The organism is Actinacidiphila guanduensis (assembly GCF_900103985.1).
In the GTDB taxonomy this organism is placed as follows: domain Bacteria; phylum Actinomycetota; class Actinomycetes; order Streptomycetales; family Streptomycetaceae; genus Actinacidiphila; species Actinacidiphila guanduensis.
Genome location: NZ_FNIE01000004.1, coordinates 19,922 through 44,967, shown reverse-complemented (window position 1 = coordinate 44,967; position 25,046 = coordinate 19,922). Strand labels below are relative to the sequence as shown.

Sequence of the window (25,046 nt, the reverse complement as noted above, 5' to 3'; positions counted from 1 at the left end):
GGGCGCGGGTCGGCGGCCGAAGTGCCGGTCAGAGTCCGGGGGCGCGCCCGGGCTCGGGGCCGCCGGTGAAGCGCCCGGTGACGGCCAGCCAGCGCAGAACGGCGGCGGTGAAGGTCTCCACCAGGTCCACGTATCGCAGCAGTTCGGCCCGCCGGCCCGAAGGAAGCCCGCGCTCGGCGCGCAGCCGCGCCGCGGTGGCCCGCATACCCGCACGCCGTTCCCCGATCATCGCGGCCGCGCGCCCACGGGCCTCGCCGGTCGGGCAGCCGCCCTCGCGGGCGAGGAGCGTCACCAGGTTGTCCTGGCCGACCGCCTCGTCGTCCGCCGTCGAGGCCAGGTCGTTCGCCCACCCCGCGACGTCCGCCACCGCCCGGCGCAGATCCCGCAGCCGGGCGTCCACCCGCGCGTGCTCCACCAGCGGTGCGCGACCGATGCGTTCCAGGACGTCCAGCATCGGCAGCAGGGTGATCGTGCGGCGGCGCAGGCCGAGGTAGCCGTCCAGGGGCAGCCGGACCCCGTCCCGGCGCAGCGCCGCCTCCTGCTCGCAGGCATCGAGGAAGTCCGTGTAGTCGGCGGTGAAACGCTCCCGCCAGCGGGCGGGTGTCCCGGTGGCCGTCCGGTCCCAGAGGCCGGCCAACGCCACCGCGTGCGCGCCGGCCCCGCCGGCCGGCCCCGTGCCGGGCGCGAGCACCCCGCGCAGCGGGCCGGTGAAGCGCTCCAGTTCCCCCGGCACCGACCCGAGGCCCCGCCGGTCGATCTCGTCGTCCACCCAGCAGATGAAGGCGGCCCACCGCATCGCCAGTTCGACGTCCGCGGCAGCCGCCCCGGGCAGGGCGCCGCCTGCCAGCACGTCCAGCCGCATCGACACCAGGCGCCGCTCCCCGCGGGTATCCACCACCATGCCCGCTGCGCGCGCCCACGGCAGCACCGTCTCCGGCCCGAGCACCACGACACCCGACGACGCATCAGTCACTCTTCGACCTTGCCCGCACATCGTCGGGGCCACTGGCGAAACCCGCGAATCGGTACAACACGGCCGTCCCTCAGGTAACATCCGGGCCGGACGCCCGGATCCCTGCTGCCCGCATCGAGAGCGCCGCACGCCCGGTGCGGTGTGCGCAGCAGCCGAAGCCGCCCGTGGCCCAGGGGACCGTGTCCGCACCAGATCCCGGACACGCTCTTGCCGCAGCTCCGATGGGGACGAATGCGTCGGCGGCCGGCGTGCCCGTGCTCGTCACGCGTCGGCGAGGAGGGGGTCGTAGGCGGTGTTCCTGCGGCGGCCGGACATGAAGGAAAGGAATTCGCCCACGAAGGCGCTGCGGCCGTAGCTGCCCTCGGTGGTGGTGAGGTCGCGGTGGAAGGCGGTGCGGAAGAGTGCCCGGTGTTCGTCCGCGTCGATGGTCCCGCTGCCGTCCTTGTCGGTGACGTCGAAGAGCACCTCGGCCACGCGGATGAGCGCGGGACCGGCGAGGGAGGGAACGGCGGCGGCGTACTCGTCGGCGCTGACACGCCCGTCGCCGTCGGTGTCCAGGGCGGTCTGGAGCTCGCGCCACCATGCGGCGAAGGCGTCGTAGAGCCGGGTCTCCTCGGGTTCGTCCAGGTCGAGCCGGGTGGCCAGTTCGCGTGCCATGGCGGCGAGGTCGGGCCAGTCGAGGTGGCCGTCGCCGGTCTGGTCCAGCACCTGGCGGAAGAACTCCTCCGCCGGGCGCCGGCCTTCTCCCGTGGCCGCCGAGTCAGCCGGGGCCGGGTCGGGGCCCGTGTCGGTGCTCAGTGGCGTGAGGAGGCGGAGCAGGGCCGATGCCCGCTTCATGCGGGCGCGCAGCGCGGTCGCGGTCCGGGCGCGGGGGTCGTCGCTGTCGGGAGGGAGGGTGAGGGTCTGGATGACGGTTTGGGGATTGATCCAGCCCTCGGGCAGGAAGCGGGTGAGCCCGGCGGCGAGGTAGGCGCCCTGCATGAGGGTCGCGGCGCCGGGCATCTCGGGCAGGCCGGACTTGCGCCGGTAGGGCTCGGGGAGCGAGGCGACGGTGATCGCGCCGAGGAGCGGACCGACGACGGCCCGGCCGACCGCCCACAGTGTCGGTGCGCCGTCGAGCAGTGCCGGGGCGGGCAGGTGGTCGAAGAGCCGGTAGAGGATGATGCGGGCTGCCTCGGTGTTCTCCAGCTCGTCCTCGACGACCCGGTCGAAGTACCGCCAGAAGTCGTTGAGGTCCTCGGGGAGTTCCTCGGCGTCGCCGTCGAGCGCTGCGAGGAAGGAGCGGTACTCGGCGTACATGCGCTCCATGGTGTCCTGGTCGAGCGGCTGACCGCTCAGTCGGCACATGGTGACGGCGCTCTCGTAGAGGGTGGCGACCACCCAGGCACGGGTCGCCCGGTCCATGGCGTCGTAGCCGCGGCCGCGGGCGTCGGTGCCGCTCATGCGGGCGTGCAGCCTGTTGAGCCGGGCGGCCTCCCGTTCCCGTACCGCCGGGTCGGCATCGAACATGCGCCGCATGCTGAGGAAGGTGTTGCGCAGCCGGCGCCAGGGGTGGGCGACGAAGGTGGAGTTGTCGGCGAGGGCGGCGCCGATCTGCGGGTGGGCGGCCTCCAGCACGGTGGCGCGGATCACGGCCAGCGCCCAGCGCGGGTCGTCGAAGAAGGCGCGGAACTGCGATTCAGGGCCGAACAGGGGTTTCTCGTCGGCCGTTCCCGTGGTTCCAGTCGTCATGACGGGTCTCCGTTCGTCCGGGGCGGCACACCGCCGAAGCGGCGGTCGCGGTGCCGGTAGATGTGCAGGCAGGTGAGGAAGTCGGGGGCCCGGAAGTCCGGCCAGAGCACGTCGGGGAAGACCCATTCGGCATAGGCGACCTGCCAGAGCATGAAGTTGGAGATGCGCTGCTCGCCGGAGGTGCGGATGACGAGGTCGACGTCGGGGGTGTCGGGGAACGGCAGGTGGTCCGCGAAGAGCCGCTCGGTCACCTCGTCGGCGGGTGTCCCGCTGCGGATCAGCGACCTGGCGGCCTCGACGATGTCGCGGCGCCCGCCGTGGTCGAAGGCGACGGTGAGCGTCATCCCCCGGTTGCCCGCGGTCAGCGTCGCCAGAGCGTCGAAGTCCTGGGCCAGTTCACGGGGGATGCGCGGGTCTGCGGCCCCGAGGAAGCGGCAGCGGATGCCGCGGGCGAGCAGCAGCGGCGCGTGCTTGCGCACGACCCGGCGGACCAGGCGCATCAGGTAGTCGACCTCCGCGCCGGGACGGTTCCAGTTCTCGGTGGAGAAGGCGTACAGGCTGAGCCACTCGACTCCGGCCGCCCGGGCCGCCTCGATGATGTCGATGACGGTGGTCTCGGCCGCCCGGTGGCCCGCCGTTCGTGGAAGCGAACGCCGCTGCGCCCAGCGGCCGTTGCCGTCCATCACGCAGGCCACGTGCCGCGGCACCGCACGCGGCCGTCCGTGATCCGGCTCTTGATCGTTGCCGTACTGTCGTCCACCCGGCTCGTCCGCCGTTGCCGTGTGCGCGCGTTGGATGCCGTGATCCGTCACGCCCAGCCCCCTCGCCCCCTGTACGCACGCCCCGCCGGAGCGTTCCCGTCCAGGAGTCTGACGGCACGGAAGGGTCCTGGCGGGCCGAACGGGGGGCTGTCACCCTTGGTTCATATGTCCTATTCCCTTCGGCGCCGGCGGCTTTCTCCGGCTCGGTACGTGCGCGATCCGGTCCTGATCCGTCGGCCGACCCCGGTGGGACGAAGCCGCGCGGGACGAGAGCGCGGACCGGCGCCCGGGGCGGGTGCCCCGGGCGCCGGTCCGCGAGGCGGCCGGCAGGCCGCGGCAGGGGTCAGTAGTGGAAGACGGACAGCTGGCTCCCGTGCGGCCCCGGCGTGTAGCCGGTGCGCGTCGCCGGGTCGACCTGCACGAAGGAGCCGTTGATCGGCAGGCTGACGTTGTACCAGTAGAAGCCGGACACGCGGGAGATCAGCTTGCCGGTCTCGTCCACGACCACGATGGCGCTGGTCGCGTTGTTGTCCGGATTCCCGGCACTGGTGCTGGGCGGGGCGACCTCCTGCATCACGAACAGGTGGTGCGCCTCGTCGGCGACCGGATGCTGGTAGCCGCCGCCGGGCAGGGTGAAGCGGGTTCCGGCACCGGTGCCGACGTCGTACAGGCCGAGCGCACCGTCGTCGGTGGCCGCCAGCATGGTGTGGGTGGTCGAGTCGATCGCCAGCCCGTGCTGGGAGCCGACAGTGACGCCGGGGAACGAGGAGACCGAGCCGTCGGCGGCGACCGTGACGAAGCTGTTCGGGCCGTCGTACGTGAAGAAGTCGCTCGCGCCCAGCACCGCGGTGCCGGTGCTGTTGTCGGCCCCGAAGGCGGTCACGAACGGGTACTGGTAGCCGCTCAGCTCGGGCTCCACGTCCACGGGCGGGCCGAAGGTGCCGGCCGCCACATTCGAGGTGAACACGCGGTAGGCCCCGGTCGGGCCGTTCTTGCCGTAGAGGAAGGAGCTCGTGTCCGTACGCTGGTTGGGCGCCGGCAGCGGACCGGTGCCGCCGCCCGGCGTGACGTCCGCGGCTGGCGGCGTCCAGGCGCCGGCGTCCTTCCCCTCCGACAGCGGGGCCACCACGTGGTAACTGCGGCTCCCGTCCGGGTCGATGCGCTCGTACAGCCCGGTGTCCCCGGCGAACAGGCCGGCACCGGCGCCGAGCGAGCCGGGCGTCTGGTAGGTGGACGCCGAGGACGCCACGGTGCGGGTCACCTTGTTCGTCCCCTGGTCGAAGACGTCCACCGTGCCGCCGGCCGCCCCGTTGGAGGTGACGAAGCCGGCGTGACCGCCCGCCGCGACGCCGAAGCCGGTGTAGACGGTGCCGCCGGAGGACGGCACGACACCGTCGCGGGTGACCATGCTGACCTCGCTGCCCTCGCCGGTTATTCGGCCGTTGTGCGTCGCGAGGACCCGGACCACATGGTTCATCGCGGTGTCGAGCCGCAGCACGCTCTGCGGGAGCGTGACGGTGCCCCGCGCGCCGTGCACGGTGCCGTGGTAGACCGAGCCGGTGTCCACGCCGTTGGCGTCGATCCGGGAGCCGTTGGGGTTGTTGAAGGGGTTCTGGTTGCCCGTCGAGGTCGGACCCGCCGCGCTGACCTCGACGATCGCGCCGTCGGCACCTGGGACGTCACGCACGTCCCAGGTCACCGCGAGCCCCTGGTCGTAGTCGACCGCGACGTCGTGCCCGCTCTCGCCCGGCTGACCGGCCGGCGCGAGCAGCGGCGCCGGCGGGCGCGCGTCACCGGTCGGCGCGACCCGGACGAAAGCCCAGTGCGTGTACGTGACGGCCGCGCGCCCGGCCCCCGCGGGCTGGATGCCGATGCCGTAGATCCCGGCGCCCTGCAGTGCCGAGACAGGCACCTCGACGGTCCCCACCGGGGCGGTCAGCGGGACGGTGTACGCCGGCCGGAAGTAGCCGGACGACGCCGGGTCGACCCGTCCGGGCTGCGAGACAACCAGCACCGGGTCCGGCGCGCTCACCAGGTCGCGCAGGTCGTAGTGGACGGCGATGGTGGCGCCGCGGGCGACTGCCGGGGCCGCGGGCGCGAGACCGTAGGTGGCGAGCCCGTCGCTCGGCCCGAAGGTGAGCGTGACCGAGCGACTCGCCAGGGCCCGGCCGCCGCTGCTCGCGGCATAGGTGAGCGTGACGCTCCGCGAGGTGGTCGCGGCCAGCGGCAGCCCGGCCGCGGCCAGGATCGCCGAGGGCTGCAGGCGGGCGTTCGCCGTCGCGGCGAGCTGCTTCTTGCCGACCGTGAGGGAGTAGCTCACCCCGTGGGCGGGCAGCCCCTGCCAGTCGGGTGCCAGGACGATCCAGTCGTTGACGTGCGCGTGGTCCAGCGGGATCGCCGCAGGGTCGGTCTCGTTGTTGAAGATGGTGTCGAACCCGTCGAGCGGGTGCCGGGCCACGACCGCGATGCGCGGCAGCGAAGGCGCCGCCGGCTCCCCGGCCCGCCGCAGCAGCGTCTCCACCGCCCTGCCGACGTCGACCTGCGGGCCGACGTGGAGGTCGAGGTCGGTCTGCGCGGGCTGCGCGACGGGGGAGGCGGTGCCGACCAGCAGGTCGCGCACCTCGAGGGGGTCGGACATGCCCTGGGCGTGCGTCAGCCGGGCCACCTGGAGCACGACGGCCGCCGCCGCGGCGACCTCCGGCGTGGAGGCGGACGTACCTCCCTGGTAGGCCACGGACACCGCGGTGGCCGGGCCGCCGGCGGCATGGGCGAGGGCGATGACGTTGTCGCCCGGCGCCGAGATGTCCACCCGGGAGCCGCGCCCGCTCGCGAATCCGCGGGCGCCGTTGTAGCGCGTCTCCGGGTAGGGTGTGACGCTCGCCGGCCCGGCGCCGCCACCGGCCGAGGCGAGGTCGTCGAGCGTGGTCGCCCCGACGTCGATCGACCCGGTGTCCGCGACGAACGACGGCGCCGTGGACATCGCCACGTCGTCGAGGTCGGTGGGCTGCTTCCCGTGCCCGGCCAGTTCGGTGGCCGTGCTGCCGCCGGAGGGCGGCACCGCGGCGTTGGTGTAGGTCCGCAGGCCGTCGCCGGCCGAGACCGTCACCACGATCCCGTACCGGTGCACGATCGTCGCGATCACCGAGGCGATGACCGGGTCCTCCTCCATGTACCGCCCGGAGAAGCCGTAGCTGTCGTAGCCGAAGCCGAGCGAGGCGGTGATCACCGAAGGGCGCGGCTTCTGCTGCGCCGCGGCCAGGAACGCCGCCGCCATGTCCGCTGTCGCCGGGCCGGAGACCGACGGCAGGACGAGCCGGTACTGCGCGCCCGGCGCGATGCCCAGCAGGTCCGTGACGCCGCTGCCAGGGTTCTCCGGCCGCTGGAGGTCGTGCGGCAGCGGAGCCATCATCGAGAAGTCCAGGCCGACTTCGGTCAGCGTCGGGTCGTCCGCGCCGCACACCTGCCCGACCGGGTCGAGCGCGCCGTCCGCGTCGGCGGTGTAGGTCGGGATGAGGGGCATGCCGGGCCAGTCGAGATACCGCTGCCCGTGCTGGACGACCGTCGTCGGCCCGTAGGCCGCCGCCCACTGGTAGCAGGGGTTGGTGCTGTCCGCGGCGGCCGAGGCGTCGGTGAGCGTCCCGAGCGAGACGTTGGTGATGATCTCGCCCTGCCCGGGCAACTGCCCGAAGCGCTGCCCGATCTGCGAGTAGGCCGAGGCCGCGTCCACGCCCGTCGAGCCGAGCAGGCTCTGCAGGCCCGACGTGAGACCGTAGTTCGACGGCAGGGCGGCCGACGGCTGCTGACCGCCGGTCACCGTGCCGCGGGAGGAGGCGGCCTGGCCGGCCGCGCGCGCCGCGGGCGCCGGGGTGTCGCTCAGCGGCGTCCCGCCGGTGTTGAGCGAGGTGACGCGCCAGTCGGGCGAGGCGTAGGCGATCGCCGGGTCCTGGCGCAGCACGGCGAGGGCGTGCCCGGCGGTCGCAGCCGGCACGTGCAGCCGGTAGACCCGCGACAGGTCCAGTGGCGCCCCGTCGGCGCGGGTGTCCGCACCGGCGTCCGGTGCGACCGGTTCCGTCCTGCTCACCCCGAGCCCGGCCAGCACGCCGTCCAGGCGCGCGTCCCCGGTGTAGCGAGCCGGACGACTGGCGTCCGGGCGGGTCCTGAGGGTCACCCGCGCGGGTGCGGCAACGTTGTCAGAGTAGGCGACCAGCAGGTCGTCGGAGGCGTACGGTTCGGGATGCCCCCGCGTCAGGTCGGCGACCAGTTCCGGCCGCGGTGGCAGCGTGGTGGCGGTCCGGCCGGCCTCGTGGTGCAGCGGGACGTACTCGAATTCGGAGGTGCCGCGGGCCCGGTCCTGCAACTCTGCCAGCCCGTCGCTGTAGACGGTCGCGTAGCGGCCGTCGGGGAGCGCGAGCCGCTGGTAGACCACGTCCGGGCGGGTGGCGCCCGCGGAGTCGTTGCCTGCCACGGGGGCCGCCGTGGCGATCGATGGGTTCCACACTGGCGTGCAGAGAGCGGTGACCACGGCGAAGGCCACCGCGATCACCGTTCTGGCGCGTGGGTGCACGGATTGTCCTCACGTCGATGACGGGGGATGCGATGCCGCTTGATCGCAGGCGGCACGCGCCGACACTAGGAAGTACATGCGTCAACAATCAACCACGTGGGGCGGGCCCCAGTCGTCCGGAACGGTCACGGTGGCCGGGCACGGCACACATGACCTGCGGCTTGTCCGTGGACACTCATCTTTGGGTTTCGTATACGGCGGCTGGAATGTGCCCCAACTCACCGCGGCGCGCCCCTGCTTCCAGGTGCGGGACTTGCCGTCCGGGCCGGGGCGGGTGCAGCGTCATGTCCGGACCGCGCTCGGGTCGACCGGCAGGTCATTGCCGACATCCCACCCGGCCGCGGGACCATGAAGGCCGTCACGGCCGCTTTCCGGCGGGGGTGTTGGGCGGTGTTGCAAGCCGTGGTTCCGGGCGACGACGGCGGGGCGGCCGAGCGTGGGGGCGAGGTGTCGGCGTAGCGGCGGGAGACGAGGCTTCCTCCGCGGCGGTGGGGTGGGCGAACTCCAAGACGGCGCGCATCGGCAGGCGGCTCCACACGGCGTGCCGAGCGCTCCAGGCTGCTGACCTGCAACGAGGGGCGCCGGCTCGCATCCGGGCTCTACGCCGTCGTTGGCGACCGCCAGGTGTCACCCGCTGCCAGGGCAGGGCTGTCACCCGCGGCTTGTCCGCCCGACAGGACCGGCGGCCCGGGCAAGGACGTGACGAGGCTCGGCCGCGCTTGGTTCCACGGCTGGGTGGTGCGCGCCGTGGCGTCGCACCACCCAGCCGTGAAGGGGCGATCCGTCCTCAGGCGGTTGTTTCGGGGTACTGAGCCGCGGCACTGAACGAGCGTCCTCTGCGGCGACGGCTGGGCGTCGGACCCCACCGGCCGCGGCACCTGCCCGCACCACGACGGCGAAGCATGAACGGCGGTCCGAGCCTGCCCGTATGGTTTCGGCATGGACACGAACAAGGTCGGCTCCGTCCCCCCGCTCGGATACTGCGCACCCTGCATCCGCGAGGGCGTCTGGAACGCCGCCGTCACACAGCACGCAGGAACCTCGACTTGTGCGCATCACCTGATTTACAACGAGGGCATCGGCGAACTTGAATTTCCGGGCAGCCTCAGCGACTCCGAGAAGCAGCGCCAGGTGCTGAATCAGCTCGAACGACGCAACCCGACGGGGAACAACAGCCACTTCTGAGGGGCGCGTCGGCAACTTGCCCCTCCACGGCATGGGACACGGATTTCAGCTACGCCGCCTGCACCGCGCCACGGGCCCCCGAGATGCTCGGCACCACCCAGAGCTTCCTGCGCGCCATCGGCGAGGCCCGCCTGTTCACCCCGCTGCGCCGGCCTGACCGTCAATGGAGTCGGCGCAGTTCCGCTCGTGCTGTTCGCGGAGCCGGGCCTGCTCGCGCTCGTGCGTCCGGTCGCTGCGGCCGCCGCGGGCCGAGGCCTTCCCGGCCGGCGTGCCGGCCCGTTCGCGCCGGCCGCCGTCATCGCGGTCGGGGTCGGGGGCGGGGAGGCTGGTGGGTGGGGTGAGTGCGGAGTGCAAGGCGCCCGGCGGACCCCTGCCACGCGGTCCCCTCGCGTCGTGCGGCTGGACCCGCCCCGCCGTTGCCGATCAGCCCAGTTGTCGAGCCGGCGGCCGGCGTCCGGAGCTGTGCCGTGGTCGGTGGATACGCTGACGTGCTGCCACTTTTCGTCCTCTCCCAGGCGCCGTGTCCAGGCCGCGCGGCCGTAGGTGCAGGCGTCGCTGCCCAGCAGAAGGCGCGGCGATGGCTCGTCGAGGCCGACGACGGTGAGGACGGCCTGGGCGACTTTGGCCGGGTCGCCGGGACGGGAGAGCGGCCGCGCATCGCTGACGAGTCGATACGTGGCCCCGCCCCTCCCCGTGACCCCAACCCGGCGCCGTCGCCGCGGCGCGTGTGAGCAGGCGTGCTGGTGGCGTCGCTCGACCGTGCGCGGAGTCCGTGCAGGCTGGCCTGCGTCCCCAGGTGTCGAGGGGCTTCCTCACCGTCTCCCGGCGGTTCGGGCACGGGACGGCGACCGGGCAGAGCGGCTGCCCGTTTGCGGTCGGACTCGCGCGGTCCATCGGTGCGGACGTGCTGCTGGCTGCGCTGAAGGTGCCGGCGGGTGTCGTACAGGTACCGCCGGCGGTTTCCGGGTGGGCGGCGATCGGAAGCGAGGCCGTGTCCCGGGTGTCGGTCGCGTCGGTGGCCCGGTACGGCCGGCTCGATTGCGAGGATGAGGACTGCCTGTCCGGACCGGAGGAGCGCCGCCGGGCACGCCCTGGTGTTGCAGCAAACCCTTCGGGCGCTGGGGAGAGGTCTTCGGCGAGACAGTGGCCACGGTCGTGCTCGACCGCCTCGTCCACCATGCCGAAGTCCACTCCCTCAAGGGGGACTCCTACCGCATGCGCGGCCTGGAGGGTGCGGTTCTGGTCACGGCGAGGGGCGGGTCAGCGTCTCGCCTGTGTGGATGACGGGTTGCACCTGGGCGGAGGGCGCCAGGATCAGTTCCTCGAGTTGCGCGACGATGGTGGCCGGAGAGATCGGCGGTTGCCGGGCGAACACCTCCAGCAGGGTGTCGACGGACTGCGCGACGGTGAATTTCTCCCCGGCGTCATGCCTGGCGCTCGGTGACAGTGGTCCGCTGTCCACGGCCTCGCGGATGCCCCAGGCGAGTGCCTCGGCATTGTCGGGGGTGATGAGTGACACCGCGCCGCAGTCGGTTTCGGGCAGGCCGCCGTCGTTGGAGGCGATCACCCGGCAGCCGGAGTGCTGGGCCTCGATCGAGACGATGCCGAAGGTCTCGTGCCAGTACTGGCTGTTCGACGGCATGACCACGATGTCGTGATCGGCCATCAGGGCCGCCATCGTGGCGGGTGTCTTGCAGTTGGCGACCACGGAGATTCCGGGGTGCTCGCCGAGCAGCTGCTTGATGATCTTTCCTTGCGGCTTGTCCGCGCCGGCTGTCGTCGCTGTGAAGGTGAGGTCCAGGTCCTGCTCGATGACGTCGATGTGCAGCGTCTCCAGCAGGGTGTAGATGCCCTTTTCCGGGCTCAGCCTGCCGGCGAACAGAACCCGCGTCTTCCCGGTGGCGTTGCCGGGACGGGACTGCGCGGCGAAGCACGGCTCAGCGAACGGATACACGACGCTGATCGTCAGAACGTCGATGTCCAGGTATTTCGACCACAGCGCGGCCGCGTACCGGCTCGTGACGATCAGAGCGCGGTCCCTGGTCCCCTCGACGGCAAAGGCCCTTTCCCGTTCTCGAATGGGCGGTGGATTGTGCAGGATCAAGAACGCGGGGTGCATGGTCGGCACGGGATGCGGTTCGTTGACGAAGACGACGGTGCCGTCGAGTTCACTGATCTCGGCCAGGGTCTGCAGTGACAGGAACGGGATATCGGTGAACTCGTCCCTGCCGTCGTCGACGCCCAGGCCGACGGTGACCACCTGGGCCGGCAGTCCGCGCCGTGTCAGTTCTCTGACCTGTCCGACCGTGTAGTTCTCCGAGCCGCCGGTGCCGGCGGGCAGCGGATTTCCGGGAGACCAGATGAACGAAATCAATGTGTCCTACCTCGTGTTGTGAAGTTGTGATCAGGATCCGCGGCCGGTGAACGGTGTTCGCGGGAGGGAGCGGGCGCGGCCGGCTTTTCAGTGCGCGGCGCGGCCGATCGTGGGCGGGGGAGCCCGGCCTTTGTCGGGGTCCTGGAGGGCTTGCGGTGCTGCTTTGCCGAGGGCGACTTCAAGTCGGCCTGGTGCGTCCGGTCACTGGACGTGACGTCCGCTGTGGGTCGACTGCGGCGGCCACGGGCCGTGCGGCGCTCTGCTGTCCCGGGCGGGTCCACGGGCGGTCCGGTGCCCCAGCCGGTAAGAGCGGAATCGCCTGGTGCGGACGGGCCCTGCTGGTCCTCGAAGAAGCTGACTCGCACCACATGCCCATCGACCGGCACCGTGTGCGGGTCGACGGGACGGCTGCTCGGGTTGACGGTGATCCGGTCCCCGTGGACATCGAGCAGGCCGGTCCGCGTGGAGGGATCCATGGTCAGGCCGCGCGAGTACGTCGACCAGACGTCGCGATCCGGGCAGGCATGGAACCCACCAGGGCCGGAGAGGCCGCAACGACCGGGGACGCGGAGGCCGGGACGTCAGCGACTTCAGCCGCCTGGATGCCCGACGCCGGTTCCCGGAAGAATCCCGGGTCACGCGAGCGGGCACCGCTGCACCGGTGCCGGCAGCCGTGGTCGCAGGGGCCGTCGCAGTCATGACGCGCGCCTCACCCCGGGAACGGGGTGAGCCGGCCCGGTAGTAGTCGATCGCCGAAAACGACACGGGCGGAATGCGAGTGCACGAAAGACCCTCGGTGAGCGCACCCTACCCCCGGGGCGGCCCGCCGGACGAACCAGTTCGCCGTCGGGACCGACCGTCAGCCGATCAGGAGGTGCCCGCGGTGCCGCCACGCCACTCCACGAGCAGGATCATGGCGTCATCGCTGGTAATCCCGCCGCGGGCACGCTTCAGCGCGTGGGACAGCTCCCGTACCGTCGCCCGGACCCCCAGCGGCCGCCGGCCGACCTCGCTGGTGACGTCGATGAACTGCCGAAGTTCGCACTCGAATCCTGCGGCCGGGCGTTCTTCGAGCAAGCCGTCGGTGAAGCACAGCGAATGGATCGGGGCTCCCCGGCATGCCGCTCACGGCCCGGCACGGGCATGAGCTGCTCGTAGTCCTGCTGGTGGCTGCAGGTGGCCCTTGCGGGCGGGGAACTGCCGGTCGGCCGCCGTGCCGCCCGCTTGTCGGCCTGTGCTACGGGCGCCGGAGGCCGTTTTGGGGCCCGCGCCGGGGGACAGGCGGAGTTGCAGCGTGTCTGCCGGCTGGGCACCGTTGGTTCTACCGTCCCGTATCGGGTGTGGTGGTGTTAGGTGGTGCTGTGAACGAACGCGAGCGTCCCTCAGCCTCGGTCAGGATCGATCGGTCGGAGGGGTTCGGGGAGCGGCTGCTGGGGCTTCTCCTGGACCGTGCCCATGAAATGCCGCCTCACCTGATCGCACCGCTCGTCGCGGAGGAGGTCGCCAGGATCGGCGGCCGCGAGGTGTCCCTACTGCTCCAGGACTACGAGCAGCTCATGCTGATGCCGCTGCCCGGCAGGGGACTGCTGGCCGGAGCACCGCAGCCGGTCGCCGACTCGCCCGCAGGTACGGCGTTCCTCCAGGCGCGGACCGTGGAGGTGGTGCAGGACGGGGGGACCAGGCTGTTCCTGCCGCTGCTGGACGGAAGCGACCAGGTGGGCGTCATGGCCGTCACGCTCGGCACCGTGGACGACGACGACAGGCGGCTGCTGCGCAGGCTCGCCGGCCTTGTCGCGGACCTGATCGTGACGAAGGACAGTTACACCGACACCTTCACACTCGCCCGGCGCAGCGCTTCGATGAGCGTGGCCGCGGAGATCCAGTGGGCCCTGCTTCCGCCGCTGCGGATGTCCGTTCCGCAGGTCGAGGTGGCGGGCATCCTGGAGCCGGCCTACGACGTGGCGGGCGACAGTTTCGACTACGCGCTCAACGGGGATCTGCTGCACGTCGCCATGATCGACGCGATGGGCCACGGTCTGAGCGCGGCCGTCATGGCGACAGCCGCCATCGGCGCCTACCGCCACTCCCGAAGGTCGCATGTCGATCTGCCCGGGATCTACGCCTACATGGACGAGGTCATCGCCGAGCAGTTCGGGCCGGAGCAGTTCGTCACCGCGCAGATGATGCGGCTGGACGTCGCGACCGGGCACCTGCAGTGGGTCAACGCCGGGCACCCGTGGCCGCTGCTCATCCGCGACTACGAGGTCCTGGGCGAGCTCGAGGGCGCGACGACGCTGCCGGTGGGTTTCGGTGGCCGGCAGCCCTTGGTCAGTGAGCGGATCCTGCGGCCGGGCGACCGCGTGCTGTGTTTCACCGACGGTCTCGTCGAGGAACACCTGGCGGGAGGCGAGGAGTTCGGCCTCCCGCAGGTGATCGATGTCATCGCCGAGGTCGGATGCCGCCGGCCGGGGCCCCGGACGATGGTGCGGGAGCTGTCCCACGCGCTGAAGCGGGCGCGCGGCGGGATCACCACCGACGACGCGACGATTCTGCTCATCGAGTGGCGCGGCGGCAGCGCCGACCACCTGGCCGTCATGGACTGAGCCGGGGGCGCCGGGCCCTTTGCGCCCGCGGCACACCGTCCGCCGGCGGTCTCACAGGAGTACGGTGAGAACACCGAGGGTTTTCCGTGCACCCGCATCCTGCCCGTGTCGTTTTCGGCGATTGAAGATGCTGGTCCGGTTCGCCCCGGACCGGGAAAAGGTCCGTCCGTGATGACCCCGACCGTCCCGACCGTCCCCGCCACGGCACTGCCGTCGACCGCAGGGCTTCCGGCGCCTCCTGAGGCCCCGCCCACTTCACCCACCCCGCTCCCCGAGCCGAGCCCGGACGTGCCCTCGCCCGTACCGGATCCGATGCAGCCGTCGCCCTTTCCCCTGCGCGTCTCGCTGGCGCCCCAGGGCTCTCGGCCCGCCAGGATCGACGGGGCCTGGTGGCCGCACTCCCGCGACCTGACCGCGGAACTGCCCGCGCTCGTCGCCCTCCTGGACGTCTACTGGGACCGGATCACCCGCGTCACGGTCAACCCCGCCCACTGGCCCGTCGTCCCGCGCAAGGTGCAGGTCGCCGGCCATGTCGTCAAAGTGGGCTGGTTCGCGCAGGAACAAGACCCGCACCAACTCATGCTGCTCTCCTACCGCACCGGCCGGTGGGACCTGCTGGTGATCCCGCCCGGGACACCGTCGGACACCGCTGCCCGGCTGATGGCCGCCGCGGTGGACCCGCGGTGCTCGTCTGCGGGCACCGCCCTGATGGACGAAGCGGCCGCCCGGCACCCCGACGATCGGGCGGCCGAAGCGGGCGAGACCGTTTGGGAGTCGGAGGGGGGCCGCGGCCTCCCTCCGGGCGCAGGTCCGATGACATCCCGCGCCACTGGACAGTGAGCTCGGGCGTAGTCACGCTGGGAAAACCGCTGTGGTCCACAGGACGGTGGGTACGAAACCAATGCGCTGGTTGATGGTGCGGATGGGGCGGTTTTCGAAGGCGTTCGACGTCGTCACGTAGGCGACATCGGGCCGCTGTGATCGCAGCGTGGCCAGGGAGCAGGCCTTTATCCAGCTCGCCGGCCCTATGCGGCGGTGCTCGCGCGCCACAGCGGTGTCCTCAATCGACGCGATCGACGCGATCGACGCGATCGACGACGGCGGGGGCGAGACCCGTATCTCGGTGAAGGCCACGGCTGTGTCCCCGTCGACCGCCGCGGTCACGCGCGTCTCGCGTCCGCGGCGGGCCACGACGGTTTCCAGGTCCCGCACGCGGCCTGGGCTCCGGTTCTCGTCGTCGGCGTCCGCGTGGGGCGCGTCGTTGATCGAGGTACGGGCTTGGGCGTAGGAATCCAGCAGATGTTCCGGGCAGGTCCCGGTCCAGTGCACCAGCCGATACCCGGGCGCTGGCGACGGTGCGGGCGGCGGCCGATCGCACCGCGCGACGGAACGGATGTCCCGCTGCCCCTCCGCCGCTCCGACACGACGGCAGAACCCAGCGGCTCCGGCGGCCGCGCCGCGCCCGGCGACCGCCACCGGGGGCAGGGCCAGGAGCACGCCTGCGTCGCGCCGTCCGACCGCACGCAAGGCCACCACGAAGAAGGCCGCGGTTCGCGCACGGCCCGCTCGGGGTGCCGGACGGCGACGGCTCTGTTCTGCGCTGGCGGCCTGGTGCTGGGAGTGCCCGGCCGGCACGGTGCCGGAGCTGGTGGAGTGGACGCTGGCCGAAGCGAAGCCCGGTCCGCCGCGGCTGCACCGCTCGGGGAAGGACTCCGACGCCGTTCACGCCGCACGGCGGCCGGCTGGCCCAGTTTGGTGCGCCACGCCGACAGTTCCCCGCCGGTGGCGCAGGCGGGGACACGAGAAGTGTGCTGTCGGTACCGGGCTTTCCGTCGTGCGGGGCGGGTCCGGCGCTCACGGCGTTCAGCCCGCGGCCGGGGACGGCCCGGCACTTCCCGGTCCGGACTCCGGGCCTGCCTCGGAGTCCTGAGCGGCCGGCGGTGCGGCGGGAGAGGCCCCGAAAGTCAGGCCGGAGAAGCTCTGGCCCTGCAGGATCGGCGCGTGGAAGGTACCCCCGCTGATGTGGTTGTGCACCCCGCCGCCGAGCGGCACTTGCGCGGCCTGCTGCCGCCACCGCTCCAACTCCGCCGCGAACTGGGTATCCCCCGCGGCCCGCCGGGCCAGGACCGCACTCAGCGCCGCGACCCGCTCCTCGTCGGCCGGATCCTGCGCCAGCGCCGTCAGTTCCTCCTCACCCGAACCCCCAGCCGGCAGCACCGACGCCTCACCCCCGTCATCACCGGCTTCCGGATGCCGGAAAGGGCGGCGCACCAGCTCTCCCAGCCCCGCCCACACCTGACGGCCCAACTCCCCGCCGGCACCACCCGCCAGCGCCACCAGCAACCCCGCCGACACCGGATCCATGAACGCCCCCCAACGCGGCACAAACCACTACCAGGAAGACACACCGTAGAAGACCCTCCGGTTCCTCGCAGCCAAACCGCCACCGCGCCGCCGCAGAACGCCCGCGGGGCCGCCCCGTACCGCCGACGAGACCGTAGGCAGCCACGTCGGCGAGGCCCTGCAGCCCGGCATCGTTGCCCGGATCGTGGGGGCGGGCATCTGGGCCCGGCGCGACGGGTCCATGCCCGACGCGGTGCTGCGGCGCGGGGCCGAAGAGCGCAATGTGCTGCCGGCAGAGCCGGGTGGGGGATGGGCGCGAACGTGGCGGGGCATTCTCCGCCTGAGCGCAACGCGGCAAGCCGGTACGTCGGCAACCACAGGGGGCGGGCAAAGCGATGAGGGACACTGGCACGGACAATGAGATATCCGGCGGTGTGTTCTTTTCCACCGTGATCCAGGGCCGCGACATCACGATCGAGTTGCCCGCACAGGTCTCCCCGGCGTTGCACGGACTTCCGTCCGCGTCCGCGGTGTTCGTCGGCCGCGATACGTATCTCGACACGCTGATGGAAAGGCTGGATCCCGCGACCGGTGGGTCGCCCGCCGCTGCGGGCAGGGCGGTCGTGGTGGTGACCGCGGTGGGCGGTCTCGCCGGCGTCGGCAAGACCGAGCTTGCGCTTCAGGCTGCCCGTGCGGCGCAGGCGCGGGGCTGGTTCCCCGGCGGTGTGCTGTTCGTCGACATGTTCGGCTACGACGACAGCCGGCGGCTGGGGCCCTCTCAGGCGCTGGAAGGCTTCTTACGGGCGCTGGGAGTGCCCGGGGAGCACATCCCGCACGGTGTCCAGGACCGGCAGCGGCTCTACACCTCCATCCTCGCGTCCTATGCGAGGCAGGGCCGCCGTATCCTCGTCGTGATCGACAACGCCGCTGCACATGAGCAGGCCAGAGCCCTGCTGCCCGCGGACGGCGTGACTGGGGCCGTTGTGACGTCTCGTCACACCCTGGGAATGCTGAGCGCTCGCCTGCTGGATCTGGACACTTTGACTGTGAACGACGCCGTCAGGGTCATCGACCACACCTTGCGGATGGCTCGACCGCACGACACCCGAGTCACCGACCAGCCCGAAGACGCCCTGAGGATCGCCGAGTTGTGCGCAGGGCTGCCGCTCGCGCTGCGCATCACCGCTGCGGTGCTGATCAGCAGACCCCGTCAGCCGCTTTCCCAGTTGGCCGCGGAACTGGCCGATGAAAAGGCGCGGTTGGAGGCGATGCGGTACGACGACAGCGCTGTCAGCGCCGCGTTCGAGCTGTCGTACCGCCAACTGCCTTCCCCGCAGGCCCGGATGTTCCGGCTGCTGTCCCTCAATCCGGGCCCCGACATTTCCACCGAGGCCGCCGCCGTGCTCGCCGCGATGGATGCCGCCGCGGCCCGCAGGGATCTCCAAGGGCTTGCCCGTGCCCATCTGGTGGAGGCCGGTACCCCGTACGGACGCTGGCGGATGCACGACCTCGTCCGGTCCTTCAGCGACCGCCTGGCGGCCGGTGACGAGGAGCGGCAGCCGGTGCTGGCGAACCTGTTCAGCTGGTACACGCATTCCGTGAACGCCGCCGACGAAGTCATGCGGCCGGGGCGGATCCGACCCGACATCAGTGCCTCGCGCGGGCCGGTACCCGCTGCCTTCCCCGACCGCAACGGCGCCCTCGGCTGGTGCGAGACCGAGCAGTCCAACCTCGTGGCGGCCGTGCACAGCGGCGCGGACGAGGGGATGGGCCACCTCATCTGGTCCATCCCCTTGAGCATGTGGGGCTACCTGACGCAGACCCTGTCCTGGGACGTGTGGATCGAGGCCCACCATGTGGCGGCCGACGCCGCCGGCCGGTGCGGCGCGTACGAGGGCCAGGGCTGGCTGCTGAACAACCTCGGCACGGGCTACCGGGCCATCGGCCGTCCGGACCGCTCCCGGGCCGCGTTCGCCGCCGGGCTCGACGTACGGCGCGGCCTGGGCGACCTGCACGGGCAGGCGGACTCGCTGAAGGACATGGCCATGGCGGCGCGGGTCTGGGAGGAGTGGGACGAGGCGCTGCGCCTGTCGTACGAGGCGCTGGACGTCATGACGCGACTGACCGTGCCCGACCGTTCCGGCAACGCCTCCACCCTCGACACCATCGCGGTCTGCCTGAGTCACCTCGACCGGCTCGACGAGGCCGCCGACGCGGCCGCGCAGGCCCTGGCCATCTGGGAGGACCTGGACGGCGCCCGCGACGACCGATCCTGGGCCCGGTGCAAGACCGTGCACGCCGATATCGCGCGCCGGCGTGCGGACCATCGGCAGGCAATCGCCGACTGCCTTGAGGCACGGGAGGTCTTCGAGCGCATTCGTGACACCTGGGACGAGGCCGATGTCCTGCGCACCCTGGGCGAGTTGTGCCTGACCACAGGCGATCCGGCCGCCGCCCGCGCCCACTGGCGGCGAGCGGCTGAGCTGTTCGAGCAGTTGGGCGACGCCGCCGCGTGCGAGGCCGTGACCCGTGACTTGGCGAGCCTGCCCGCCTCACAGCCGCAGGCCGGCAGCGAACCCCCCGGCGAGGCCGGCCCGGGCGCTTGACCGAAGTGCCCCGCCGCCCGGCGACGAGTGCTTGGATGAGTTCATGAGGATCCTGGTCACCGGTGCGGCAGGCTACGTCGGCTGGGCCGTGGTCCACGAGCTCCTCGCCCGAGGGATGCAGGTCGTGGCACTGGTCAACCAGCATGCGGCCGCGTTCCCCGGCGGCGTCGAAACGCGTCACGCCGATCTGACGGACCGTGCCGGCGTGCGCGCGGCCGTACAGGACACGGACGCCGTGTGCCACCTCGCGGGCCTCGCGCGGGTTCGCCTCGGTTCGGGACAGCCCACCCGCTACTACGCGGTGAACGTCACGGGGACGGTCAACCTGCTGGACGCGATGGCGGCCCAGACCGAGCGCTCCGGGCGGCCCGGCAGCCTCGTGTTCGCCTCGACCAGCACGGTTTACGGCCATCCCGCCCAAAATCCCGTCGACGAGACGGCGGCGCGGGACCTCCTGCAACCCTACGCCGCGTCGAAAGCTGCGTGCGAGGACCTGATCGGCTGGCAGGCTGCGACAGGCGTCCTCGGCGCCACCACGCTGCGGATCTTCAACGCGGCCGGCGCCTCGGCAGGGCGGGCCGACCAGGACATGACACGGATCATCCCGCACGCCGTCGCCGCCGCGGTCCAGGCCGCCCCCCACCTGGAGATCAACGGCGACGGCACGGCCGTACGTGACTTTGTCCATGTCAAGGACGTGGCGACGGCCTTCGCGCAGGCGTTGCACGCGAATACGGCCGGACGGCACGCCGTGTACAACCTCGGCGCGCACCCCGCGAGCGTACGAGACGTCGTGGACGCGGTGGAGCGGCTCACCGGGCGCCCGGTCCCGCTGCGCCACGGCCCCGCTGTCGGGCAGGAGGCCAAGGTCCTGACGGCCGACACCTCGGCCATCGGCGCGACTCTCGGCTGGGCAGCGACGTCGAAGGGCCTCGACGACCTGGTCGCCGACCAGTGGCGGACCGCGCACCCCGGTACAGCCGCCCGATGACCGACCCCAACTCCGTCGAGAACGGCATTTCGGGCGGCCTTTTCCTGTCCGGCGTGGTGCAAGGCCGCGACCTCTCCGTCCGCCTGCCGTACGAGCCCCCGCCGGCCCTGGCCGCACTACCCGCGCCGACCCCGGCGTTCACAGGCCGTGGAGACGAACTGTGCCGCCTCATGGACCTGTTCGCCTCGCAAGCCCCGGGTGCCCCTACGGTGGTGGTCGGCGGGCTGCCCGGCAGTGGCAAGACAGAATGTGTCCTCGAGGCCGCTCACCAGGCCATCGCCCGCGGCTGGTTCGCTGGCGGTGCGCTGTTCGCCGATGTGTCGCGGCTGCACGGCTCCGCCCTGCTCGGCGGATTCCTCCGCGCGGTGGGCGTGCCCGCCTACCGCCTGCCCCCCTCGGGCGCGGAGCGGTCCGCTTTGTACGCACGGATACTCACGGAATTGGCCCGAAACGGCAGCCCGCTCCTGATAGTCCTGGACAACGTGACGAATCCCGAGCAGCTTGCCGGGCTCGTTCCGGAGACGTCCCCGGCCACCACAGTCGTCACGACTCCGGTGCATCTCGGGGATCAGGGCACACACCGGATGGTCCTGCGGCCTCTGGCCGCAGCGGACGCGACCCTGCTGCTCCACCGCGCGCTCACGATGGCCGACCCGGCTGACACCCGCGTCCTCGACCACCCCGAGGACGCCGCCCGCGTGGCCGAACTCTGCGACGGCCTGCCACTGGCGCTGCGCACGGCGGCAGCCCTGCTGGCGGAGAGCCCGCGCCGCCCGCTCGCGTCGCTGGCCGCCGACCTGGCCGATCCGCGCACGCGGCTCGACGAACTCGCACACCCCGACCATGACGTCCGCTCCCGCCTCGCTGCGAGCCATACGCGCCTGGATCCGGCGCAGGCGGAACTGCTGCGGCTGATCGCGCTGAGCGACGAGCCGGAGACGCTCACATCGACGCTCGCCGCGCTGACCGCAGAACCCCTGGAGATTGTCCAGGAGCGCCTCACGGCACTGCTGCACCTTGTAGAGCCTGGTACCGCACCGGACAGTTGGCATGTTCCCGGGTTCGTGCGGCTCTATGTCAGGGGTCTGCCGCAGCCGGAGTGATGACGCCCCGTGACAGGAGAGGCACGTCGGTGGATCCCTTCGAGAGCTGACGCAGTGTTCGGGTGTGTGGCTGGGTGCTCTTGCCGACGTCCAGTCCGAGGAAGACGCCCACGCCGCCTGTGTCGATCATCGTGCCCCTAGGTGCTCGTCGCCTGCTGGCCCAAAGGCATCGGTGCCGTTCTCGCGCATCCACGTTGTGCAGACCTGGGTCTCGGGGTGTCCGGGTCCGGCCCCGGGTAAAGGGACTGTCCGTGAACGGTCAAATTCCTGCCGTGTCGACCGACGTGCTCGTGTAGACGAAGTGGCTGCGTAACCGCCGACTCGGGGCTCCGGGGAGGCGTACCGGCCGGTCGGGGCGCCGCATTCCCGGTATTGACCGGGTCACGCCAATCTGCTTCTCTGTCGCCACGGCGCATCCGCACCGCTCACCTGTCGGATCTTCGGCACGCCCCTTCTCGCAGTCGGTTCCGTCTCCCGTCGAGAGCTCCGCCGGAGCGCTTGACGGCCTGTCAGGTCACACCCCTTGTCGGGCCGGCTCGTTGCGGCTTGATGTGTCTGCATCATCTACGCGCGTCCACCGATCTGGGCCGGGTCTCCCGGTCCGGCGGCACTCTTCAGCCGGCAGTTCGGCCCCGTCCGTCGCGGTCCGTCGCGGTCCGTTGCGGTCCGTTGCGGAGCCGTTCCGGTGCGCCCTCTTCCTTCCCTACGTGCAGATGAGCGCTGCCCGCGGGCAGCCCGCATCTGCGAAGAGAGGTTCCTCCATCCATGGGCGAGACCTATCACCGCAGAGCGGCACGAGCGGCCTTCACCGGCCTCGCGTCGCTCGCCGTCGTCACCGGCGCAGCATTCGCCGCCGCACCCCTGGCGGTAGCCGCGCCTGAGCCTGCGCCTGCAGCCTCACCCGGCCATTCGGTCGCCAACCCCTACAGCCCCGCGCACGACCACCCCTACCGGCACGGCGTGGTACCGACCCTCCGGCAGAACGCCAAGATGAAGTCGTGGGCCGCCGCTCAGGCGTCCCCTGCGGCAACCGGGCCGGAGACATTGTCCTACGGCGGCGGTGTCGACGGCATCGGTGTCCAGAGCGGCCACTCGAAGGTCTACCTGGTCTTCTACGGCACCCAGTGGGGCACGCAGAGCACCAACAGCAGCGGCGACGCGACGTTCTCCGGTGACACGAAGGGCGCCGCCCCGGTGGCCCAGGAGATGTTCAAGGGCATCGGGACGGGCAACGAGCGGTGGTCGGCCGACCTCACACAGTGGTGCGACGGGCCGAACGTGTCGGCAGGTGCGACCAGTTGCCCCTCGAACGCCGACTTCGTCCCGTACCAGAGCGGCGGCGTTCTCAGCGGCGTCTGGTACGACAACTCGGCCGCCTCGCCCAGCGCCGCCACCGGGCACCAGTTGGGGGTGGAGGCAGTGAAGGCGGCCAGCCACTTCGGCAACACCACCGCCGCGGCCAACCGGGACGCCTATTACGTGATCCTGTCCCCGCACGGCACCAACCCGGACGACTACCAGGGCCAGTACTGCGCCTGGCACGACTACAACGGCGACACCACGCTGACCGGCGGTGCCGTGTCATCGACCGTCGGCGACGTCGCCTTCAGCAACCAGCCGTACAACATGGACTCCGGCGCGGGCTGCGGCGTCGGCTTCGTCAACTCCCCCGGGACGCTCGACGGGTACACGATGACGCTCGGCCACGAGTGGCACGAGATGATGTCGGACCAGAACCCGGCCGGCGGCTGGACCAACCACACCGGCAGCTCCTACGACGGCCAGGAGAACTCCGACGAGTGCGCCTGGATCAGCCCCGGCACGACGGGCGGCGCCGCGAACGTCACCATGGGCACCGGCACCTTCGCCGAGCAGGCGAGCTGGTCCAACGACACCAACTCCTGCGCCATCACCCACGCCATCGTCGGCGGCGGCACCGGCAACACCGTCACCGTGACCGGCCCGGGCAACCAGAGTTCGACCGTCGGCGCCGCCGTGTCGCTCCAGGTGTCGGCCAGCGACTCGGCCTCGGGACAGACCCTGACCTACAGCGCGACGGGCCTTCCCGCCGGGCTGAGCATCTCCTCCAGCGGCTTGATCACCGGTACGCCCACCACGAGCGGCACCTCCACCGTCACGGTCACCGCCAGGGACACCACGGGCGCCTCCGGCAGCGCGTCCTTCACCTGGACCGTCAGCACCACCGGCGGCGGCTGCGCCGGCCCCGGCCAGAAGATCGGCAACCCCGGCTTCGAGACCGGCACGGCCGCGCCCTGGACCGCCAGTTCCGGCGTGATCGACAACAGTTCCGGTGAGGCCGTGCACTCGGGCAGTTGGAAGGCGTGGATGAACGGCTACGGCACCACCCACACCGACACCCTCTCGCAGTCCGTCACCATCCCGGCGGGATGCGCGGCGACCTTCTCCTTCTACCTGCACATCGACACGGCCGAATCCGGCAGCACGGCCTACGACAAGCTGACGGTGCAGGTCGGCAGCACCACGCTGGCCACCTACTCCAACGTGAACGCGGCCACCGGCTACGCCCAGAAGTCCTTCTCCCTGTCCGGCTACGCCGGGCAGACGGTGACGCTGAAGTTCACCGGCACCGAGGACTCGTCGCTCCAGACCAGCTTCGTGATCGACGACACGGCACTGAACGCCTCCTGACGGCACAGGAGTTCGCGATGGTGGGGCGGAAGGTCCGCCCCACCACCGCGGTACCGGGAGCCACGCAGACGTCACAGTTTCGGAGGTGGGCCGATGACCGGCCGCAGGATCGGCGGGCTCCCCGCCGCCGTCGGGCGCGGGGCGCGCGCCTCACTGCAGGTGCTTGTCCTCGCCGCCGCACTGGGCGCGGCCGGCGCCTGCTCCCCGGCTGCGAGCCGGCCCACGGGGTCCACCGCCGGCTCCCGGTCGTCGCCCACCACCGCGTCCGCCGCGACGACGCCCCCCGCGGCGCTCACTCTCGACGAGCACGCCCCGCGGACCGGCGTGCACGTACGCAGCGGCACGGTCGTCGTCGTCCGGCTGCACAGCACCTACTGGTCGACGCCGACGAGTTCCGACCCGGCAGTGCTCGTGCCCGGCGGCGGCGGAAGCTCTCCGGCGGGTTCGTGCCCGCCGGGCGGCGGCTGCGGCGTGGCGTCGGCCCGTTTCACCGCGGCGCACCCCGGCACCGCCCACGTCACCGCCCACCGCTCGTCCTGCGGCGAGGCGATGCGCTGTCCGCCCGGGCAGGATTCCTACGAGGTCACGGTGACGGTGAGCCGTGAGCCGTGAGCCGTGAGAGCGTTCCGTCCACTGCGCCGGCCGCCGGCCGGTTCCGCGAGGCGGTAGCGCCTTGCCGTCATGCGAAGGTGCCGCGGGCCGCGACGCCGCCGGACCTGTAGCCCATGGTGAACCACTGCCGGCGCCGTGCCGCCGGACCACGGGTCCGGGTGTCCGGGTTGACCTTGCCCTGGTACTTCCGCTGGATACGGTCGTCCCCGATCGGGGCGGCCGCGTCCGGGCCCAGGCCGATGTCGGCCTGCGTCACGTCGGTGATCAGCGGCTTTCCGCTCCTGGGATCCGGATTCCGGCCCGCTGCGGTGAGGGATGACGGTGTAGGGGCGTTGCGCTGCTGTCATGGCGGGGGTCCGCCGCCGCACTCTCCTGGCCGGAGCAGGGCGGCGGACCCCTCTCAGAGACGGGAGGAGTCCCGTACCTGGTCAGCCCCGGCCGGTGTGGTTCCAGCAGCCGGGCACTGTGTTCAACGACCTTCCGTCAGTCGCGTTTAGCGGTCGGCGATGTGCGGTTGCCCACCTGCCGGC

Annotated in this window: 18 protein-coding genes and 1 pseudogene; 10 read left to right on the top strand and 9 right to left on the bottom strand. The window is 71.9% G+C overall.

The window, feature by feature from the left end:
• Positions 1-28 precede the first annotated feature (28 nt).
• From BLR33_RS09250 to BLR33_RS09235, 4 genes are all read right to left on the bottom strand, one after another.
• Positions 29-973, bottom strand: coding sequence for a terpene synthase family protein (locus BLR33_RS09250; RefSeq protein WP_143031663.1), 945 nt, complete (start codon positions 971-973; stop codon positions 29-31).
• A 261-nt stretch (positions 974-1,234) separates the two neighbouring features.
• A complete protein-coding gene (locus BLR33_RS09245) occupies positions 1,235-2,704 on the bottom strand; it encodes an oxygenase MpaB family protein (RefSeq protein WP_093783850.1) in 1,470 nt (489 codons plus the stop codon).
• The gene (uppS, locus tag BLR33_RS09240) at positions 2,701-3,411 is read right to left on the bottom strand and encodes a polyprenyl diphosphate synthase (protein WP_093783849.1); all 711 of its coding nucleotides are present in this window, start codon (positions 3,409-3,411) and stop codon (positions 2,701-2,703) included. Before uppS ends, BLR33_RS09245 begins: the two co-directional genes overlap by 4 nt.
• Positions 3,412-3,808: 397 nt before the next feature.
• Positions 3,809-8,029: a S8 family serine peptidase gene (locus BLR33_RS09235; RefSeq protein WP_143031662.1), complete on the bottom strand. Its 4,221-nt coding sequence runs from the start codon at positions 8,027-8,029 to the stop codon at positions 3,809-3,811.
• Between the two features lie 939 nt (positions 8,030-8,968).
• Here BLR33_RS09235 and BLR33_RS09230 point away from each other — a divergent pair.
• From BLR33_RS09230 to BLR33_RS09220, 3 genes are all read left to right on the top strand, one after another.
• On the top strand, positions 8,969-9,214 hold the full coding sequence (locus BLR33_RS09230; RefSeq protein ID WP_093783847.1) for a hypothetical protein: 246 nt from the start codon (positions 8,969-8,971) through the stop codon (positions 9,212-9,214).
• Positions 9,211-9,555 (top strand): hypothetical protein, encoded by a 345-nt coding sequence (locus BLR33_RS37110; protein WP_407639659.1) that lies wholly within the window; start codon positions 9,211-9,213, stop codon positions 9,553-9,555. Before BLR33_RS09230 ends, BLR33_RS37110 begins: the two co-directional genes overlap by 4 nt.
• A 712-nt stretch (positions 9,556-10,267) precedes the next feature.
• Positions 10,268-10,498 (top strand): ATP-binding protein, encoded by a 231-nt coding sequence (locus BLR33_RS09220; RefSeq protein WP_322987158.1) that lies wholly within the window; start codon positions 10,268-10,270, stop codon positions 10,496-10,498.
• Here the strand turns inward: BLR33_RS09220 and BLR33_RS09215 are convergent.
• Together BLR33_RS09215 and BLR33_RS09210 are read right to left on the bottom strand one after the other, a co-directional pair.
• Positions 10,458-11,588 carry a glycosyltransferase family 4 protein gene (locus BLR33_RS09215; RefSeq protein WP_107408862.1) on the bottom strand — a complete coding sequence of 377 codons (1,131 nt, stop codon included), beginning with the start codon at positions 11,586-11,588 and terminating at the stop codon, positions 10,458-10,460. The two genes, BLR33_RS09220 and BLR33_RS09215, sit on opposite strands and share 41 nt — an antisense overlap.
• An 867-nt stretch (positions 11,589-12,455) precedes the next feature.
• Positions 12,456-12,683: pseudogene (locus BLR33_RS09210) on the bottom strand (SpoIIE family protein phosphatase); the annotation flags it as partial.
• A 266-nt stretch (positions 12,684-12,949) separates the two neighbouring features.
• On the opposite strand from BLR33_RS09210, the gene BLR33_RS09205 reads away from it, so the two are divergent.
• Both BLR33_RS09205 and BLR33_RS09200 read left to right on the top strand, forming a co-directional pair.
• Positions 12,950-14,191 carry a PP2C family protein-serine/threonine phosphatase gene (locus BLR33_RS09205; RefSeq protein ID WP_407639658.1) on the top strand — a complete coding sequence of 414 codons (1,242 nt, stop codon included), beginning with the start codon at positions 12,950-12,952 and terminating at the stop codon, positions 14,189-14,191.
• 312 nt (positions 14,192-14,503) lie between these two features.
• A complete protein-coding gene (locus tag BLR33_RS09200) occupies positions 14,504-15,031 on the top strand; it encodes a DUF5994 family protein (protein ID WP_093783844.1) in 528 nt (175 codons plus the stop codon).
• 12 nt (positions 15,032-15,043) lie between these two features.
• Here BLR33_RS09200 and BLR33_RS09195 read toward each other — a convergent pair whose 3' ends face one another.
• Positions 15,044-15,520 carry a hypothetical protein gene (locus BLR33_RS09195; RefSeq protein ID WP_093783843.1) on the bottom strand — a complete coding sequence of 159 codons (477 nt, stop codon included), beginning with the start codon at positions 15,518-15,520 and terminating at the stop codon, positions 15,044-15,046.
• Positions 15,521-16,054: 534 nt separating this feature from the next.
• A complete protein-coding gene (locus BLR33_RS09190) occupies positions 16,055-16,555 on the bottom strand; it encodes a hypothetical protein (protein ID WP_093784265.1) in 501 nt (166 codons plus the stop codon).
• 509 nt (positions 16,556-17,064) lie between these two features.
• On the opposite strand from BLR33_RS09190, the gene BLR33_RS09185 reads away from it, so the two are divergent.
• From BLR33_RS09185 to BLR33_RS09165, 5 genes are all read left to right on the top strand, one after another.
• A complete protein-coding gene (locus tag BLR33_RS09185; RefSeq protein WP_176930203.1) occupies positions 17,065-19,140 on the top strand; it encodes a tetratricopeptide repeat protein in 2,076 nt (691 codons plus the stop codon).
• Between the two features lie 43 nt (positions 19,141-19,183).
• Positions 19,184-20,131, top strand: a complete 948-nt coding sequence (locus tag BLR33_RS09180; protein ID WP_093783841.1) for an SDR family NAD(P)-dependent oxidoreductase — start codon at positions 19,184-19,186, stop codon at positions 20,129-20,131.
• Positions 20,128-21,234, top strand: coding sequence for an AAA family ATPase (locus BLR33_RS09175; protein ID WP_143031661.1), 1,107 nt, complete (start codon positions 20,128-20,130; stop codon positions 21,232-21,234). Before BLR33_RS09180 ends, BLR33_RS09175 begins: the two co-directional genes overlap by 4 nt.
• A gap of 765 nt (positions 21,235-21,999) precedes the next feature.
• Positions 22,000-23,904: a putative Ig domain-containing protein gene (locus BLR33_RS36020; RefSeq protein ID WP_245771304.1), complete on the top strand. Its 1,905-nt coding sequence runs from the start codon at positions 22,000-22,002 to the stop codon at positions 23,902-23,904.
• 93 nt (positions 23,905-23,997) lie between these two features.
• Positions 23,998-24,516: a hypothetical protein gene (locus tag BLR33_RS09165; protein ID WP_093783839.1), complete on the top strand. Its 519-nt coding sequence runs from the start codon at positions 23,998-24,000 to the stop codon at positions 24,514-24,516.
• 67 nt (positions 24,517-24,583) lie between these two features.
• Here the strand turns inward: BLR33_RS09165 and BLR33_RS09160 are convergent, their stop codons facing one another.
• Entirely contained in the window at positions 24,584-24,772 is a 189-nt protein-coding gene (locus BLR33_RS09160) for a neutral zinc metallopeptidase (protein WP_245771303.1), read from the bottom strand.
• Positions 24,773-25,046 lie beyond the last annotated feature (274 nt).